The 1,181-nt window shown below is 69.2% G+C and carries 1 protein-coding gene; it reads left to right on the forward strand.

Annotated features, from left to right (window positions below):
• Positions 1-997: ATP-dependent helicase C-terminal domain-containing protein (locus tag E8F11_RS09635; protein WP_280288617.1), on the forward strand; the 997-nt coding region annotated here is incomplete at its 5' end.
• Positions 998-1,181: the final 184 nt, after the last annotated feature.

The following is a 1,181-nucleotide window of genomic DNA, read 5'->3' on the forward strand; positions in this document are numbered from 1 at the left end:
GGATCACCCGCGCTGGCTCGGCTGCCTGCTGGCCTTCGCCTACCCGGACCGCATCGCCCAGCAGCGCCGGTCCGGCGGTGCCGATTACCGCCTGGCCAATGGTCGCGCCGCCAGCTTCGGCGAGCCGGACGCACTGATGAAGGAACCCTGGCTGGTGATCGCCGATCTCGGCAGCCGCCAGGGTCAGCGCGAGGAGCGCATCTACCTGGCGGCAGACCTGGACCCCGCGTTGTTCGACGGGCCCCTCGCCGAACAGGTGAGCCGCCAGGACCTGCTGGATTGGGACGAGCGCGAAGGCGTGCTGCGCGCCGAGCGCCAGCTGCGGGTCGGTGAGCTGGTGCTGGCCCGCGAGGCCCTGGCCGCGCTGGATGAAGCTGCACGCTCGCGAGCGCTGCTCGGCCTGGTGCGGCGCAAGGGGCTGGAGTTGCTGCCCTGGACCCCGGAACTGCGCCAATGGCAGGCGCGGGTCGCGCTGTTGCGTCGCCTGGACCTGGTCGACAAGGGGGAAAGCCAATGGCCGGACCTGTCCGATGCCGCCCTGCTGGCCGGCCTGGAAGACTGGCTGCAACCCTGGTTGGGCAAGGTCAGCCGCCTCAGCCATTTCGCCAATCTCGACCTGTCCGGCATCCTTCAGGGCCTGCTGCCCTGGCCGTTGCCGCAACGCCTCGATGAACTCGCGCCACGCACCCTGGAAGTGCCATCCGGCTCGCGCATCCGCCTGGACTACAGCGAGGACATGCCGGTTTTGGCGGTGCGGCTGCAGGAGCTGTTCGGCCTGGCCGATACCCCGCGCATCGCCGGCGGCCGCCAGGGCGTCAAGCTGCACCTGCTTTCCCCAGCCCAGCGCCCGGTGCAAGTCACCCAGGACCTGGCCAGCTTCTGGCGCAACACCTACGCGGAAGTGAAAAAGGACCTCAAGGGCCGCTATCCCAAGCACTACTGGCCGGACGACCCGCTGGTGGCCGAGCCGACGGCAAGGGCCAAGCCGAGGAAGTGAGGCGGGAGAACCGCACAGGTTTGAACCTGTAGCCCGGATGCAATCCGGGAGCGATGGTGCGGGCATTCCCCGGATTTCATCCGGGCTACCAAGCTGCTGGCCGGATGACCCGCTGGTGGCCGAGCCGAGGGCAAGGGCCAAGCCGAGGAAGTGAGGCGGAAGAACCGCGCTTTTGTGGGGGCGA

Source organism: Pseudomonas sp. BN417 (assembly GCF_029871205.1).
Taxonomy (GTDB): domain Bacteria; phylum Pseudomonadota; class Gammaproteobacteria; order Pseudomonadales; family Pseudomonadaceae; genus Metapseudomonas.